Origin of the sequence: Micromonospora sp. WMMA2032 (genome assembly GCF_002688545.1) — a bacterium.
Lineage (GTDB): Bacteria > Actinomycetota > Actinomycetes > Mycobacteriales > Micromonosporaceae > Micromonospora > Micromonospora sediminicola.
Window position 1 is genome coordinate 5292103 of record NZ_CP024052.1, and the last position, 16454, is coordinate 5308556.

The 16454-nt window shown below is 72.9% G+C and carries 13 protein-coding genes; 6 read left to right on the plus strand and 7 right to left on the minus strand.

All coding sequences use genetic code 11. The annotated features are described in order from the left end of the window. Positions 1-89: 89 nt before the first annotated feature. The 7 genes from CO540_RS24595 to CO540_RS24625 form a co-directional block, all read right to left on the minus strand. The gene (locus CO540_RS24595) at positions 90-1202 is read right to left on the minus strand and encodes an acetate/propionate family kinase (protein WP_099163805.1); all 1113 of its coding nucleotides are present in this window, start codon (positions 1200-1202) and stop codon (positions 90-92) included. Beyond that, entirely contained in the window at positions 1199-3265 is a 2067-nt protein-coding gene (pta, locus tag CO540_RS24600; RefSeq protein ID WP_099163806.1) for a phosphate acetyltransferase, read from the minus strand. Before pta ends, CO540_RS24595 begins: the two co-directional genes overlap by 4 nt. A gap of 156 nt (positions 3266-3421) precedes the next feature. Next, on the minus strand, positions 3422-3601 hold the full coding sequence (locus CO540_RS24605) for a DUF6104 family protein (RefSeq protein WP_091570976.1): 180 nt from the start codon (positions 3599-3601) through the stop codon (positions 3422-3424). 64 nt (positions 3602-3665) lie between these two features. Further along, a complete protein-coding gene (locus tag CO540_RS24610; RefSeq protein WP_099163807.1) occupies positions 3666-7412 on the minus strand; it encodes a multifunctional oxoglutarate decarboxylase/oxoglutarate dehydrogenase thiamine pyrophosphate-binding subunit/dihydrolipoyllysine-residue succinyltransferase subunit in 3747 nt (1248 codons plus the stop codon). Positions 7413-7668: 256 nt separating this feature from the next. Beyond that, positions 7669-8493: an ABC transporter permease gene (locus CO540_RS24615; RefSeq protein WP_099163808.1), complete on the minus strand. Its 825-nt coding sequence runs from the start codon at positions 8491-8493 to the stop codon at positions 7669-7671. Continuing rightward, on the minus strand, positions 8490-9431 hold the full coding sequence (locus CO540_RS24620) for an ABC transporter ATP-binding protein (protein ID WP_369700213.1): 942 nt from the start codon (positions 9429-9431) through the stop codon (positions 8490-8492). The genes CO540_RS24615 and CO540_RS24620 overlap by 4 nt, the downstream gene beginning before the upstream one ends. Before the next feature lie 137 nt (positions 9432-9568). Beyond that, entirely contained in the window at positions 9569-10225 is a 657-nt protein-coding gene (locus tag CO540_RS24625; RefSeq protein WP_099164919.1) for a hypothetical protein, read from the minus strand. A gap of 164 nt (positions 10226-10389) precedes the next feature. Between CO540_RS24625 and CO540_RS24630 the strand changes: the two genes are divergently transcribed. The 6 genes from CO540_RS24630 to CO540_RS24655 all read left to right on the plus strand — a co-directional run bounded on the left by CO540_RS24630 (position 10390) and on the right by CO540_RS24655 (position 16399). Continuing rightward, positions 10390-11169, plus strand: coding sequence for a GNAT family N-acetyltransferase (locus CO540_RS24630; RefSeq protein WP_099163809.1), 780 nt, complete (start codon positions 10390-10392; stop codon positions 11167-11169). Continuing rightward, positions 11166-12161: a lysophospholipid acyltransferase family protein gene (locus CO540_RS24635; RefSeq protein WP_099163810.1), complete on the plus strand. Its 996-nt coding sequence runs from the start codon at positions 11166-11168 to the stop codon at positions 12159-12161. The genes CO540_RS24630 and CO540_RS24635 overlap by 4 nt, the downstream gene beginning before the upstream one ends. A 471-nt stretch (positions 12162-12632) precedes the next feature. Next, entirely contained in the window at positions 12633-13472 is an 840-nt protein-coding gene (locus tag CO540_RS24640; protein WP_099163811.1) for a DUF4097 family beta strand repeat-containing protein, read from the plus strand. Next, positions 13469-14092, plus strand: a complete 624-nt coding sequence (locus tag CO540_RS24645; protein WP_099163812.1) for a PadR family transcriptional regulator — start codon at positions 13469-13471, stop codon at positions 14090-14092. Before CO540_RS24640 ends, CO540_RS24645 begins: the two co-directional genes overlap by 4 nt. A 64-nt stretch (positions 14093-14156) precedes the next feature. Continuing rightward, positions 14157-14858: a response regulator transcription factor gene (locus CO540_RS24650; RefSeq protein ID WP_088646020.1), complete on the plus strand. Its 702-nt coding sequence runs from the start codon at positions 14157-14159 to the stop codon at positions 14856-14858. Next, positions 14855-16399 (plus strand): HAMP domain-containing sensor histidine kinase, encoded by a 1545-nt coding sequence (locus CO540_RS24655; protein WP_099163813.1) that lies wholly within the window; start codon positions 14855-14857, stop codon positions 16397-16399. Before CO540_RS24650 ends, CO540_RS24655 begins: the two co-directional genes overlap by 4 nt. Positions 16400-16454 lie beyond the last annotated feature (55 nt).

A 16454-nucleotide genomic window follows, 5' to 3' on the forward strand; every position in this document is an offset into this window, starting at 1 on the left:
GCCGCATCCAGGGCCCGATGATCCCGCCACTTCGGCGAGGTGGTGTCGATCATGGTTTGCGGTCCTGAGTCGGGCAGGCGGGATTGGGGTCAGGCGGCGAGCACCTCGCGGGTCTCGCGGGCGATCTCCCGCTCCTCGTCGGTGCCGACCACGAGCACGGTGACCTCGGCGCCGGCCGGGGAGATCACCCGGTCGCCCGTGCCGTCGTTGCGGCCCGGGTCGACGGCGACGCCGAGCCGTTCCAGCCCGGCCAGCGACGCCGCCCGGACGGGCGCGGCGTGCTCACCGACGCCGGCGGTGAACGCGATCGCGTCGACCCGCCCGAGCAACGCGTAGTACGCCCCCACGTAGCCGGTGATCCGGCGGCAGTAGACGTCGAACGCCAGCGCCGCGTGCGGGTCACCGGCGTCCCGGCGGGCCAGCACCTCCCGCATGTCGTTGACGCCGGTCAGCCCGAGCAGGCCGCTGCGGTGGTTGAGCAGGTCGTCGATCTCGTCCACGCCCATCCCGCCCTCGCGGCGCAGGTGGAAGATGACGGTCGGGTCGAGGTCGCCGCTGCGGGTGCCCATCACCAGGCCCTCCAGCGGCGACATGCCCATCGACGTGGCCACGCTCCGGCCGCCCTCCACCGCGCACGCGCTCGCCCCGTTGCCCAGGTGCAGCGTGATCGTGTTCAGCTCGGCGTACGGCCGGTCGAGCAGCTCCGCCGTGCGCCGCGAGACGTACGCGTGCGAGGTGCCGTGGAAGCCGTACCGGCGCACGTCGTAGCGCTCGGCGGTCTCCCGGTCGATCGCGTACGTGGCGGCGGCCTCCGGCAGCGTGTGGTGGAACGCGGTGTCGAAGACGGCCACCTGCGGGGTGTCCGGCAGCGCCTCCCGGGCCACCCGGATGCCGGCCAGGTTGGCCGGGTTGTGCAGCGGGGCGAGCGGGACGAGTTCCTCGATCCCGGTGACGACCGCGTCGTCGATCAGCACCGGAGAGCTGAACCGCCGTCCGCCGTGCACCACCCGGTGCCCGACGGCGGCCAGGCCGGTCAGGTCGAGCCGTTCGATGATCTCCCGGACCGCGCTCTCGTGGTCGGCCGGCCCGCCGCCGGGTTCGCCGATCCGCTCCACGGTGCCCTTGTCGCGCACCTCGTCGCCGTCGTACAGCCGGTACTTGACCGACGAGGAGCCGCTGTTGAGGACCAGGATGCGGCTCATTCCGACGCCTCCGCGGCGGCCTGGATGGCGGTGATCGCCACCGTGTTGACGATGTCGGACACGGTGGCGCCCCGGGACAGGTCGTTGACCGGCCGGCGCAGGCCCTGCATGACCGGGCCGACCGCGACCGCGCCGGCCGAGCGCTGCACCGCCTTGTACGTGTTGTTGCCAGTGTTCAGGTCCGGGAAGATGAACACCGTGGCGCGTCCCGCCACCGGGCTGTCCGGCAGCTTGGTCGCGGCGACCTGCGGGTCGATCGCCGCGTCGTACTGGATCGGGCCGTCGACCAGCAGTTCCGGCCGCCGCTCGCGGACCAGCTCGGTGGCCGCCGCGACCTTCTCCACGTCCGCGCCGGCGCCGGAGCTGCCGGTCGAGTACGACAGCATCGCCACCCGCGGCTCGATGCCGAACCGGGCCGCGGTGTCGGCGGAGGAGATGGCGATGTCGGCGAGCTGGGCCGCGTCCGGGTCCGGGTTGACCGCGCAGTCGCCGTAGACCAGCACCCGGTCGGCGAGCAGCATGAAGAAGACGCTGGACGCGACCGAGACGCCGGGCACGGTCCGGATGATCTCGAACGCCGGCCGGATGGTCGCGGCCGTGGTGTGCGTCGCCCCGGAGACCATTCCGTCCGCGTGGCCGGTCTGCACCATCATCGTGCCGAAGTAGTTGGGCTGCGCCACGATGTCGTGCGCCAGCTCCGGCGTCACGCCCCGGTGCGCGCGCAGCTTCGCGTACGTGGCGGCGAACTCGTCCCGCCACTCGCTGGTCGCCGGGTCGACGATCTGCGCGTCGCCGACGTCGACGCCCAGTTCCCGGGTCCGTCGGGCGATCTCGTCCGGGCGGCCGAGCAGGGTCAGCTCGGCGACACCCCGGCGTAGCAGCACCTCCGCCGCGCGAAGGATCCGCTCCTCGGCGCCCTCGGGCAGCACCAGCCGACGGCGGCGGGCCCGGGCCCGGTCGATCAGGTCGTTCTCGAACATCAGCGGGGTGACCCGGGCGGAGCGGGTGACCCGCAGCCGGCGGGCCAGGTCGTCGGTGTCCACGCAGCGCTCGAACGCGCCCAGCGCGGCGTCGACCTTGCGCGGGTTGGCCGTGCTGGGGCGGCCCTCGATCCGGCTGGACGCCTCGACCGTGTCGTAGCTGTCGGTGGGCACCGACAGCACGGCCAGCCCGGTGTTCATCCGCTCGACCAGGCGCATCGCCCGGGGGTCGGGTTGTTCGCCCAGCGTGAGCACCAGCCCGGCCAGCGACACCTGCCCCGCCACGTGCGCGGCGCCGGCCGCGACCAGCAGGTCGGCCCGGTCGCCCGGGGTGATCACCAGCGCGCCGTCGGTGAGGTGGTCCAGCAGCGTCGGCACGTGTGCGGCGCCCACCACGTAGTCGAGCACGTCGCGGTCCAGCGCGGCCTGGTCGCCAGCGAGCAGGGTGGCCCCGAGCGCCGCCGCCACCTCGGCCACCGTCGGCGCCGACACGGCCGGCACCTCCGGGATCGCGTACGCGGGGACCGGCAGCTCGGGCAGCGTCATCGGCCCGGGCACGCGGTTGGCGACCACCGCGACCACCGTCGCGCCGAGGTCGGCCAGATCGTGGTACGCGCCGCGCAGCGCCGCCGCGACCGCCTCGGGCGGCTGCCCGAAGCCGTCCACCACGGGCACCACGACGCTGCCGAACTCGGTCGCCAGCCGGGCGTTGAAGGCCAGTTCGCGGGGGCCGGCGCCGTCGCCGTCGGCGAAGTCGCTGCCCACCACCACGACGGCGGGGCAGCGTCGTTCCACCTCCCGGTAGCGGGCCACGATCGCCGAGATCAGCTCCTCCCGGCGGCCGTTCGCGACCAGCTCGGTGGCCTCGGCATAGGTGGCGCCGTGCAGTTCGCCGACCGGCAGCTCGATCCGGTAGCGCTCGGTGAGCAGGGCCAGGATCGGGTCGGCGCCGTCGCCGGCGACCAGCGGCCGGAACGCGCCGATCCGCCCGACCTGTCGGGACAGCAGCTCGGCCAGCCCGAGCGCCACCGTCGACTTGCCCCCGCCCGACCCCACACTGGTCAGGTACACGCTGCGCGCCACGACCTCACGCTACAAGATCGCACGAACCCGCGCCCGGGTCCTTCGCCCCCCGGCCAGCCCTCGTCGATCTTGCACTTACGGCCCGGACAAAAGCCGCCGTCCGGGCATTTGCCGGGCCGCAACCGCACGATCGCGGGGGAGACGGGAGGGAGGGGACTAGTCCTCGTCCTCGTCGTCGAGGCGGGCCAGCCAGGTGGCGAAGCGTTCGATCGGGGTCTCGAACTCGGGGTTCAGGTCGACGAAGTCCCGCAGGCGCTCGCCGAGCCACTCCAGGCTGACCTGCTCGTCGCCCCGGCGCTCGACCAGCTCCTCGATGCCACGGTCGGTGAAGTACACGGTGTTCCTCTCGTCGTACGGCAGCGGCCCGCCCCGATGTCGGGGCGGGCCGCTGCGGGTGATGTCACGGGCGGGGGAGAGCCGCCTCGATCAGCGCGTTCTGCTCGACCTCGTGCATCTTCGCCGAGCCGACCGCCGGGGCGGCGGCGGACGGGCGGGAGATGCGGCGCAGCCGGACCTCGGGCAGGTGCTCCAGCAGGTTGAGCGCGACGAACGACCAGCCGCCCTGGTTCGCCGGCTCCTCCTGGACCCAGGCGAAGTCCTCGGCGTTCGGGTACTGCGCCAGCGCGGCCCGGACCTCCTCGACGGGCAGCGGGTAGAGCTGCTCCATCCGGAGGATCGCGGTGTCGGTGACGCCCCGCTCCTGCCGGGCCTGGAACAGGTCGTAGTAGACCTTGCCCGAGCAGAGCAGCACCCGCTTCACCTGCTCCGGCGCCGGGGCGGCGGTGTCGGCCAGCACCGGCTGGAAGGTGCCCGTGGTGAAGTCCTCCACCGGCGACACGCAGAGCTTGTGCCGCAGCAGCGACTTCGGCGTGAACACCACCAGCGGCTTGCGCTTGGGCGACAGAGCCTGGCGACGCAGCAGGTGGAAGTAGTTCGCCGGGGTGGTCGGGATGGCCACCCGCATGTTGTCCTCGGCGCAGAGCTGGAGGAAGCGCTCCGGGCGGCCGGAGGTGTGGTCCGGCCCTTGCCCCTCGTGGCCGTGCGGCAGCAGCAGGGTGACCGCGGAGCGCTGGCCCCACTTCACCTCGCCGGAGGAGATGAACTCGTCGATCACCGACTGGGCGCCGTTGACGAAGTCACCGAACTGGGCCTCCCAGGCCACCAGCGCGTTGACGTTCTCCACCGAGTAGCCGTACTCGAAGCCCATGGCGGCGTATTCCGAGAGCAGCGAGTCGTGGACGAAGAAGCGGGACCGCTCGCCGTCGGCGGTGAGCGACTTCAGCGGCAGGTAGTCGTCGCCGGTCTTCGAGTCGACCACCGAGGCGTGCCGCTGGACGAACGTGCCCCGGCGCGAGTCCTGCCCGGCGAGCCGGACCGTCACGCCGTCGTGCAGCAGCGAGCCGAACGCGATGATCTCGCCGAAGCCCCAGTCGATGCCGCCCTCGACGGACATCTTCCGGCGCCGCTCCAGCAGCTGCTGGATCCGCTTGTGCGGGGTGAAGCCCTCCGGCAGGTTGACGTGCGCCTCGCCGATCGCCTTGACCACGGCGGCGTCGGTGGCGGTGTCGACCTGCGGCTCCGGCTCGTCCTCCCGCTTCGGGCGGCTGAGCTGGCGCGGGCTGGTGGCGGCGTCCCGGGTGGCCTTGAAGACCCGCTCCAGCTGCCCCTGGTAGTCGCGCAGCAGCTCCTCGGCGTCCTCCACGGTGATGTCACCGCGCCCGATCAGCTCCTCGGTGTAGAGCTTCCGGACCGACCGCTTCGAGTCGATGATCTTGTACATCTCGGGGTTGGACATCGACGGGTCGTCGCCCTCGTTGTGCCCGCGCCGGCGGTAGCAGACCATGTCGATCACGACGTCCTTGTTGAACGCCTGCCGGTACTCGAAGGCGAGCCGGGCCACCCGGACCACGGCCTCCGGGTCGTCGCCGTTCACGTGGAAGATCGGCGCCTGGATCATCCGGGCCACGTCGGTGCTGTAGAGGCTGGACCGGCTGTACTCCGGGGCGGTGGTGAAACCGACCTGGTTGTTGACCACCACGTGCACGGTGCCGCCGGTGCGGTAGCCGCGCAGCTGGGACAGGTTGAGCGTCTCGGCGACCACGCCCTGGCCGGCGAAGGCGGCGTCGCCGTGCACCGCCAGCGGCAGCACGGTGTAGCCCTCCAGCTTGAGGTCGATCCGGTCCTGCTTGGCCCGGACGATGCCCTCCAGCACCGGGTCGACGGCCTCCAGGTGCGACGGGTTCGCCACCACCGACACCTTGACCGCGTGCTCGCCGTCCGGGGTGGTGAACTTGCCGTTCTGGCCGAGGTGGTACTTCACGTCGCCCGAGCCCTGCGTGGAGCGCGGGTCGAGGTGCCCCTCGAACTCGGAGAAGATCTTCTCGTACGGCTTGCCGACGATGTTGGCCAGCACGTTGAGCCGGCCCCGGTGGGCCATGCCGATGACGACCTCGTCCAGCCCCGCCTCGGCGGAGGACTCCAGCACCTCGCCGAGCAGCGGGATCAGCGACTCGCCGCCCTCCAGCGAGAAGCGCTTCTGGCCGACGTACTTGGTCTGCAGGAAGGTCTCGAACGCCTCGGCGGCGTTGAGCCGGTTGAGCACGTGCTTCTGCTCGTCGGTGCTGGGCTTCTCGTACTTGCGCTCGACCCGCTCCTGGATCCAGCGCCGCTCCTCCGGGTCCTGGATGTGCATGTACTCGATGCCGACCCGGCGGCAGTAGGAGTCACGCAGCACGCCGAGGATCGAGCGCAGCTTCATCCGCTGCTGGCCGGCGAAGCCGTTGACCGGGAAGACCCGGTCGAGGTCCCACAGCGTCAGCCCGTGCTGGAGCACGTCCAGGTCGGGGTGCTTGCGGATCTTGAACTCGAGCGGGTCGGTGTCGGCCATCAGGTGGCCGCGCACCCGGTACGCGTGGATCAGCTCGTGCACCCGCGCGGTCTTGTTGATCTGGCCCTCGCTGTCGACGGCCACGTCGCGCATCCAGCGCACCGGCTCGTACGGGATCCGCAGCGAGGTGAAGATCTCGTCGTAGAAGCCGCGCTCGCCGAGCATCAGCTCGTGCATCACCTTGAGGAACTCGCCGGACTGCGCGCCCTGGATGATCCGGTGGTCGTAGGTGCTGGTCAGCGTGATGACCTTGCTGACCGCGTTCTCGGCCAGGGTGGCCTCGCTCATGCCCTGGTAGGGCGCCGGGTATTCCATCGCGCCGACGCCGATGATGGCGCTCTGGCCCTGCATCAGGCGCGGGATCGAGTGCACCGTGCCGATGCCGCCCGGGTTGGTCAGCGAGATGGTGGTGCCGGAGTAGTCCTCCATGGTCAGCTCGTTGCGGCGGGCGCGCCGGACCACGTCCTCGTACGCCTGCCAGAACTGCCGGAAGTCCATCTGCTCGCAGGCCTTGATGGACGGCACGACCAGGTTGCGGGAGCCGTCCGGCTTGACCAGGTCGATGGCGATGCCCAGGTTGACGTGCTCCGGGCGGACCATCGCCGGCTTGCCGTCGACCTCGGCGAAGGAGTTGTTCATCTCCGGGTGCTCGACCAGCGCCCGGACCATCGCGTACCCGATCAGGTGGGTGAAGCTGACCTTGCCACCACGGCCGCGGGCCAAGTGGTTGTTGATCACGATGCGGTTGTCCACCAGCAGCTTGGCCGGGACGGAGCGCACGCTGGTGGCGGTGGGGACGGAGAGCGAGGCGTCCATGTTCTGGACGATCTTGGCGGCCACGCCGCGCAGCGGGGTGGTGCCGGCGGCGCTCGCGGTCGGCGCCTTCGCGGCCGGCTTGGCCGGAGCGGCCTTCTTCGCCGGGGCCGGCTCGGGCGCCTTCGCCGCCGGCTTGGCAGCGGGCTTGGCGGCCGGCTTGGCCGGAGCGGCGGGGGCGGCCTTGGCGGGGGCGGGCTGCTCGGTGACCGTGGCGACGGCCTCCTGCTGCTCCGCGGGCTCGGGCTTGGCGGCCGGCTTGGCCGGCGCCTCCGGGCGCGGTGTGGCGGAGCCCGGCGCCGGCCGGTAGTCGGCGAAGAAGTCGTGCCAGGCCGAATCGACGCTCGAGGGGTCGGCGAGGTAGCGCTGGTACATCTCCTCGACGATCCACTCGTTCGGGCCGAAACCCGCCAGTGGGTTCTCCTGCGATGTCTGCTGGGTCGACACGGCCGCTAATCGCCTCTTTCACGCGGTTGTGAATGTCACGCGGTGGCTCCCGTGCCCGCTTCGCCGGGGCACGGAAGACGGATCCCAGGCTACGCCGTGCGATTGCCGCAGGCATTCTCGCCTCCGGCTGGTGGCCCGTTTCACAGAAGATGCCAGAAGTTCGGCAAACGCTGCGTGATCCGGCGACTCCTGCTAGACGACGGCGGCCCCGACCGGTGACACGGGGTCACCGGCCGGGGCCACGGAGCGCGGCGACTCAGGAGATGTCGCGCCGGCGGATCGTCAGCACGCCGATCGCGCCGGTCACCACCGCGTACCCGATGAGCACCGCGGCACCCGCCCACCGGGGTGGGTTGCCGGGGATCTCGGCGCCGCTGACCATCAGGCCGGAGGCCAGCGACGGCACCAGCAGCTGGAGCTGGTTGATCCAGTCGCCGAACCGCTGCGCCAGCAGGCCGATGGCGATGGCCGCGCCGATGGTGCCACCCAGGTAGAGCAGGATGCCGGTCACGGTGGCGCCGATCTGGCTGCGGATCAGCACGCCGAGCCCGACGCCGAGCACCGACCAGAGCAGGTAGGCCAGCCCGTTGAGGGCCACCGCGCGCCAGACCGCCCCGCTGCCGAACTGCGCGCCGACGTCCGTGGCGTTCAGGATCAGCGGCGCGAAGATCAGGTTGAGCACCGTGGTGCCGATCCAGAACAGCAGCGCCAGCACACCGGCGGCGGCCAGCTTGGCCAGCATCACCGCGGTGCGGTGCGGCGCGGTGAGGAACGTGGTGGTCACCGTCTGGTGGAAGAACTCGCTGGTCACCACCACGATGCCGAGCAGCATCACGATGAGCAGCCCGAAGAACTGCCCGTTCGTGTAGAGGTTGGCCGCGATGCTGTCGGCGCTGGATACCGCCTGCACCTGGTCGGCCTGGTCGGCCGGCACGTCGCCGACGTTGCCGCTGGCCAGCGCGTCGGTCTGCAGCCAGTTGAAGAGCAGCGCGAGCCCCCACAGGGGAACGCTGATCAGCGCGAAGATCCACCAGGTGCTGGTGGTGCGGATCTTGAGCAGTTCGGATCGGACCAGCGTCATCGGATCTCCGCCTTTCCGGCCGTCAGCTCCAGGAAGACCCCTTCGAGGTCGGGGCGCTCGGTGGTCAGCTCGTGCAGCTCCACCTTTGCCGCCAGCGCGACGCGGCCCACGGTCGGCGCGTCCACGCCACCGACCAGGAGCGCGCCGTGCGGGTCGGCGTCGACCGTGGCGGACTGCTCGCGCAGCGCCGCGGCCAGCTCGTCCGCCTGCGGGGTGCGCACCCGCACCCGGGCGCCGTGCGTCATCGAGCCCATCACCTGCTCGACCGGACCCTGCCGGACCAGCTTGCCGGCCGCGATGATCACCACGTCGTCGGCGAGCAGCTGCATCTCGGAGAGCAGGTGGCTGGAGACCAGCACGGTACGACCCTCGGCGGCCAGCCCTTTGAGGAAGCCGCGCATCCAGCGGATGCCCTCCGGGTCGAGGCCGTTGGCCGGCTCGTCCAGGATCAGCACCTGCGGGTTGCCGAGCATCGCGGCGGCGATCCCGAGCCGCTGCTTCATGCCCAGCGAGTAGCCCTTGAACTTGCGCTTCGCCGCCGGGGAGAGCCCGACCAGGGCGAGCGCCTCGTCCGCCCGCTCCTTCGGCAGCCCGGCCGCCGCGCAGATCACCCGCAGGTGGTTGATGCCGGTGCGGCCCTTGTGCGCGCTGGACGCCTCCAGCACCGCGCCCACCGTGCGCAGCGGGTCGGTCAGGTCGGCGTACCGGTGGCCGCCGATGGTGGCCGTGCCGGCGGTCGGCGTGACCAGGTTGAGCAACATGCGCAGGGTGGTCGTCTTACCGGCGCCGTTCGGGCCGAGGAAGCCGGTGACCCGGCCCGGCTCGACGGTGAACGACAGGTTGTCGACCGCCCGGACGTTCTTGTATTGCTTGGTCAGGCCGGACACGATGATCTGGCCGGTCGCGGCACTGGGGCGTGGCTGCCCGTCGGACATCATTCTCCTCTCCTGCCCCGGCGCGCTGGACGCACGCCGGTGGGGGCGCCGTTGCGGGGGCGCCCCGCACAGCCTTCCAACCCGGCGCAAGGGGGTCAATCAGGCGGGATGCGTACGCGCCGTCCTCCTCAGGGAGGAGATCAGCCCGCCGGCACCGCGACCCAGGTGGCACGGGCCCGGCCGAGCAGGGCGCCGTCCGGCCCGTACAGGCTGGTGTGCACCTCCGCCTTCCGCCCCTCGCCGCCCACCGCGAGGCCGGTCACCACGCACTCGTCGCCGGGCCGCGGCAGCGCGGTGACCTGCGCGGCGATCCGGCCCAACACGTACGGGCGGCCGGCGGAGAGCACCGCCCAGCCGCCCGGGCAGTCCAGCGCCGCCCAGACCGTCGCCGGCACCACCTCGGCCGGCGCGCGGAACGGCGCGGCGGTCCGCCCGTCGGGCAGCCGGCCGGGGAAGATCCGCAGCCCGTCCGGGCGTGTCGGCCCGCAGACGTAGCAGCCGGGGAACGGGTGGTCCACCAGACCGGGGTACGCCCGCGCGGCCTGCTCGGCCGTCGCCCGGTCCACCGGCGGCACGACCGCGTCGACCGGCGCGACCCGGCGTACCTCGGCGACCAGCCGGCCCTCCGGGTCGCGCACCTCGCCGTCGCCGGCGGTCAGCGGGGTGTCCAGCGGCGGCGGTCGGCGCAGGGTGACCTCCACCGGCCCCCGGTCGTCGATCAGCGCGGCGAAGATCCCGGCGCTCCAGCCGCCGTTGCCCGAGCCGTCCGGTCCGTGGAAGCGGGCCTCGACGAGCATGTGCACCTCCGGGTTCCGTGCGCCGCCGGCGCCGTCGTCGGCGGTCGCCCGGCAGCCTCGCACACCCGCCGTCACCGGTTCGCGCACGCCGCCGCCGACGGGCGTTCACCGGATCGACACCCCTCACCCCGGGGGCGGCAACCCGGGGCCCTTACACAGGACCCATGGCCGTTCTGCACGCCGCTGGCGCACCGCTCACGACCAGCGGTTACACCCTGCTGATCGCCGACGACCCGACCCTGGTCGCGGCCGCGCAACGCCTGCGCCACGAGGTGTTCGCCAGCGAACTCGGCGCCACCCTGCCGCCGGGGTCCGCCGGGCTCGACGCCGACGAGTTCGACGCCCACTGCGACCACCTGGTGGTGGTCCGCGAGGGCACCGAGGAGGTGGTCGGCACCTACCGGCTGCTGCCGCCCGGACGCACCGACCGGCGGTACGCCGACGGCGAGTTCGACCTGGCCCCGCTCGCCCCGCTCCACGACGACCTGGTCGAGGCGGGGCGCTCCTGCGTGCACCCGGACCACCGCACCGGGGCGGTGATCAACCTGATGTGGGCCGGGATCTGCCGCTACCTGCACCTGCGTGGCTCGCGCTGGCTCGGCGGCTGCGCCTCGGTGCCGGTCGCCGACGGGGGGACCGCCGCCGCCGAGGTGTGGGCGCAGGTGCGGGCGCGGCACCTCGCCCCGCCGCCGCTGCGGGTCACCCCGCGCCGGCCCTGGCTCGCCGAGGCGTCGGCCGCCGTCGACCCCGCCACGCTCACCCCCGCCGAACGCCGCGCGCTCGTGCCGCCGCTGCTCCGCGGCTACCTGCGGCTCGGCGCGTGGGTCGGCGGCGAGCCCGCGTACGACCCGGACTTCGGCTGCGCCGACTTCTACGTGCTCTTCTCGCTGGACCGGATGAATCCGCGCTACCTGAAGCACTTCCTCGGCGAGGCCGGCTCGTGACCGCCGAGGGGCTCTGGCGGCCCGCCTCGGGCTGCGGGCCGGACTGCCTGCCGCCGCCCGCCGCGCCGGACGTGTCGTGGGCGCGCCGGACCGGGCGGCTGCTCGGCGTACTCGGGATGCTGCTGGCCGGGGCCGGCCTGGCGGCGGTGCTGCCGCTGCTGCCGGCGGCCGACCGGCGGGCGGCGCTGCGACGCTGGGCCCGGGGAACGCTGCGCGCCCTCGGCGTCCGGCTGACGGTCCGGGGCCGGCCGCCGCGCCGCCGCGCGCTGCTGGTCGCCAACCACGTCTCCTGGCTGGACATCCTCGCGGTGCTCGCCGTCGCGCCGGCCCGGATGCTGGCCAAGCGCGAGGTCCGGAGCTGGCCGGTGGTCGGCGCGCTGGCCGCCGCGGCGGGCACCGTCTTCGTGGACCGGTCCCGACCGCGCGAACTGCCGGCCACGGTCGACCGGGTGGCCGGGGCGTTGCGCGCCGGGCACCCGGTGGCGGTGTTCCCGGAGGGCACGACCTGGTGCGGCGCGGCGACGGACTGCCGCCCCGCCCGGGGCTTCCGACCGGCGATGTTCGAGGCCGCGGTCGTCGCCGGGGCGCCCGTGGTGCCGCTCGGCCTCGCCTACCGGTACGCCGGCGACCCGAGCACGCTGCCCGCGTTCCTGGGCGAGGAGACGCTCTGGGCGTCGGTGCGCCGGGTGTTGGCGGCCCGGGACCTGACCGTGGCGGTGACCGTGACGGCCGCCCTGCACCCGGCCGACGGGGCGGACCGGCGGCTGCTGGCCCGAGCCGCCGAGTCCGCCGTCCACCCGGCCCCGCCCACCCGGACCCGGGTGGCCCGTCCCGCCCCCGTGCTCGGTGGCCCGACCGTGTATTCGCTCTTGTCGGCACCCCGGTCCCGCTCCCTCATCGATGTCGTGTCCCGGGCCGACGTTTCGTCCTCCCCGGGCGTCGTGCCGTCGCCGTCGGGCGTGGCCGGGCCGGACCTCGACCTGGTCGCCTGACCACCACCCCGCCGCCGCGTCACCGCACCGCACCGCCCCGCCCCGCCCCCCTCCCGCCGACAGCGGTTCGCGCTTCACCCCCCCCGGAACCCTTCCACCCAAAGGGATCGATCTTCCACCTCTCAGAACGTCCGCAGATCTTGGTACAGAACGGCCCCTATGAGGGCCCTTTCGTACCAAGATCTCGGCGTCCGCAGCGTGAGCGGAGCCTCGCGGCCCCGGACGGTGGACGACCGAGGCCGGCCTCGGGCTGACGTCCCGGGCTTCCCGGTCCGGGGACTCGTCTCGTTGATCAAGGAGTTTGCGTCGGCGGTCTTGCCGGAAGTCGACGCGAACTCCTTGGTCAACGGGGGAAGTGCGAGGGGAGACGCGATACGGTCGCGATAGGGACTTGTTCAGTCGCGATGTATCGCGTTATAGTTCTCCTTCACCGGGCGTGCCATCGGGGGGCGCGCGACGAGGGGAGGACCCATGGCCAGCTGGACGGTCGACAGCCCGCAACGGCTCACCCTGGACGAGCCGGTCACCCGGCTCGAGGTCCGGCTGGTCAGCGGCCGGCTCAACGTGGTGGCCACCGACGGCCCGGCCCGGATCGACGTCACCCGGATCAGCCGCCGACCCCTCGTGGTCGAGCTGCGCGACGGCCGGTTGACCGTCCGGCACGAGCGGACCACCCACTGGCCGGGCGTGCTCTGGTGGCTGGGTCAGCTCCGCCGCCGCTACCGCGCCGAGGTGTCGGTGGCGGTGCCGGCCGAGGCGCTGGCCGACCTGCACCTGGTCGACGGCGCGCTGGTCGCCTCTGGACTGCGTCGCGACACCCGGGTCGACGTCACCTCCGGCCAGGTCACCCTGATGGGGCTACGTGGCCGCACCACCGCCAAGGTCGTCTCCGGCCCGGTGGAGGCGCTCGGCATCGGCGGCGACCTCGACCTGGAGACGGTCTCCGGCGAGCTGATCCTGGCCGACAGCGCGCCCGAGCGGGTCCGCGCCCACGCGGTGTCCGGCTCGATCACCTGCGACCTGGACAACCCGCGCGGCAGTGAGATCCGGCTCAGCGCCATCTCCGGCAGCATCACCGTGCGGGTCCGCGAGGACAGCGACCTCAGCGTGCACCTGCACACCACCTCCGGCCGGATCACCAGCGGCTTCCCGCAGATCTGCGGCGGTCAGCACGGCTTCGGCGCGGTCAAGGACAGCCACGGGGTGCTCGGCGGGGGCGCCGGTAAGCTCTGGGCGTCCGCGACGTCCGGCAGCATCGCGCTGCTGGCCCGCCCGGTCGCGGACGCCGACGACGTGGAGGACCTGCCGTGACCGCCGTGTTCAGTCACGGGCGGCTCCGGCTCTACCTGCTCAAGCTCCTCGACGACGGGCCCAAGCACGGCTACGAGCTGATCCGCCTGCTGGAGGAGCGCTTCCTCGGCCTCTACGCGCCCAGCGCCGGCACCATCTATCCCCGGCTCCAGCGGCTGGAGGTGGAGGGTCTGGTGACCCACACCGCCGTGGGTGGGCGCAAGGTCTACGAGATCACCGACGCCGGTCGGGCCGAGCTGCGGCAGCGGGCCGACGAGCTGGCCACCCTGGAGGCCGACATCAGCGCCTCCGTCGAGGACCTCTCGGCGCTCGCCGGCGAGATCCGCACCGAGGTACGCGGTTCGGTGCGCGACCTGAAGCGGGAGCTGCGCGAGGTGGCCCGGCAGACCCGGCAGGGCCGCTGGACACCCCCGCCCCCGCCCCCGCGCCCGGGCGGCGACGGGAGCCCGCCCGGCCCGGCCGAGTCGCCGTTGCTCGCCGAGTTCGACACGCGGCTGGCCGCGTTCACGGTCGAGGTGGGCGCCCTGGTCCGGGCCGGGCGGCTCAGCGACAACCAGCTCCGCACCGCGATCCGGGTGCTCGACGGCGCGCTCGACGGGCTGCGACGACTGCTCCGCTGAGCTCACAGGTTGTTTCCAGGTGGCGCCCAGCGCGACCGCAGCCGGAGCACGGATGATGGGAGCCATGGCGGCTACCCAGACCGAGGCCCGACTGCTCGTCGTCGAGGACGATCCCAACATCCTCGAACTGCTCTCCGCGAGCCTGCGCTTCGCCGGTTTCGACGTGGCGACGGCGACCAGCGGCAGCGCCGCGCTGCACGCCGCCAAGGACCACCGGCCCGACCTGGTCGTGCTCGACGTGATGCTGCCCGACCTCGACGGCTTCGAGGTCATCCGGATGCTCCGCGAGGGTGGCACGCGTACCCCGGTGGTGTTCCTGACCGCGCGGGACGCCACCGACGACAAGATCCGTGGGCTGACCCTGGGCGGCGACGACTACGTCACCAAGCCGTTCAGCCTGGAGGAGTTGACCGCCCGGATCCGGGCCGTGCTGCGGCGCACCGCGACCGGCGAGCACGCGCCGTCCCGGCTCACCTTCGCCGACCTGGAGCTGGACGAGGAGACGCACGAGGTGCACCGGGCCGGCCAGCGGGTGCAGCTGTCGCCGACCGAGTTCAAGCTGCTGCGCTACCTCATGCTCAACGCCAACCGGGTGCTCAGCAAGGCGCAGATCCTCGACCACGTCTGGAACTACGACTTCCGCGGTGACGACAACATCGTCGAGTCCTACATCTCCTACCTGCGGCGCAAGGTCGACAACACCCAGCCCCGGCTGATCCACACCCTGCGCGGGGTGGGTTACGTGCTCCGCAAGCCGGCGGCGTGAGCGCCGTCCACGACGCGAAGGGCTGGCTGCGCGGGATCCCGCTCCGGCTCAAGCTGGTCACCGCCGTGCTGGCACTGGTCGGCGGGGCACTGCTGGTCATCAGCGTCTCCACCGCGTACTTCCTGCACGACTATCTGGTGGGCCGGATCGACGGCGAGCTGGACGACCAGCTCGACCGCGGTGTGACGGTCAGCCAGGAGAACCTGAGCACGCTTCCGACCGACTACCTGGTCGCGCAGTGGAACAGCACCGTCCGGCAGGGCAAGGTGGCACGCGACCGCGCGCTCGACGACCAGGACCTGCCGGCGGGCATCGGCCAGCAGAGCTGGTACGACGAGCACGCCAACGGGGAAGCGTTCACCGACGACGGCGCCGACAAGCGGGTCCGGTGGCGGTTGATGGTGCGGCAGGACGGCGACGACTCGTACCGGGTGGTCGGCCAGAACCTCGACGACGTCGATCTCTCCGTCCGGCAGCTGCTCTGGATAGACCTGCTGGTCGGTGGAGCGGTGATGATCATCCTGGCGTCGGTGGGTGCGGGCATCGTGCGTACCAGCCTGAAGCCCCTGGTGGAGATCGAGCGGACCGCGGCGGCCATCGCCGGCGGCGACCTGACCCGGCGGGTGCCCGACCCGGAGGAGGGGCGGGCCTGCCCGACCTCCGAGCTGGGCCGGCTCTCCCGGGCGTTGAACGCGATGCTGGCCCAGATCGAGGCCGCGTTCACCGCGCGGGCCGCCTCCGAGGCGGCGGCGCGCAGCGCCGAGATGGGCGCCCGGGACGCGGCCGCCTCGGCGCAGGCGTCGGAGGCGCGGGCCCGCCGCTCGGAGGAGCGGATGCGGCAGTTCATCGCGGACGCCTCGCACGAGCTGCGTACCCCGCTGACCACCATCCGGGGCTTCGCCGAGCTGTACCGGCAGGGCGCGGCGCGGGAGCCGGAGCAGACCGCCGACCTGCTGCGCCGGATCGAGGACGAGGCGTCCCGGATGGGGCTGCTGGTCGAGGATCTGCTGCTGCTGGCCCGGATGGACCGGGAGCGGCCGATCGCGCTGGCCCCGGTGGAGCTGCCGGTGCTGGCCTCGGACGCGGTGGAGGCGGCCCGGGTGGTGGATCCGGACCGGCGGATCGAGCTGGAGCGGGAACCGGGTTCCGGCCCGCTGGTGGTGCTCGGCGACGACGCCCGGCTGCGCCAGGTGATCGGCAACCTGATGACCAATGCGCTCACCCACACGCCGTCGGACGCCGCGGTGACGCTGCGGCTGCGGGCGGAGACCGGCAACGTCGCCGTGGTGGAGGTCGCGGACACCGGGCCCGGCCTGACGCCGGAGCAGGCCGAACGGGTCTTCGAGCGGTTCTACCGGGTGGACGCCGCCCGGACCCGGCGGGCCGGCGGGCCGACCAGCACCGGGCTCGGCCTGGCCATCGTCGCCGCGCTGGTGGCGGCGCACCACGGCACGGTCGAGGCGGCCGAGACGCCGGGCGGGGGCGCCACGTTCCGGGTGAAGCTGCCGCTGCTGCCGGAGTCGCCGGAGCCGGGCGAGTGACTTACAGAAAACATTCAGGCGGATTCCAGGCTGGTGACAGTGCCACGGGGAAAGC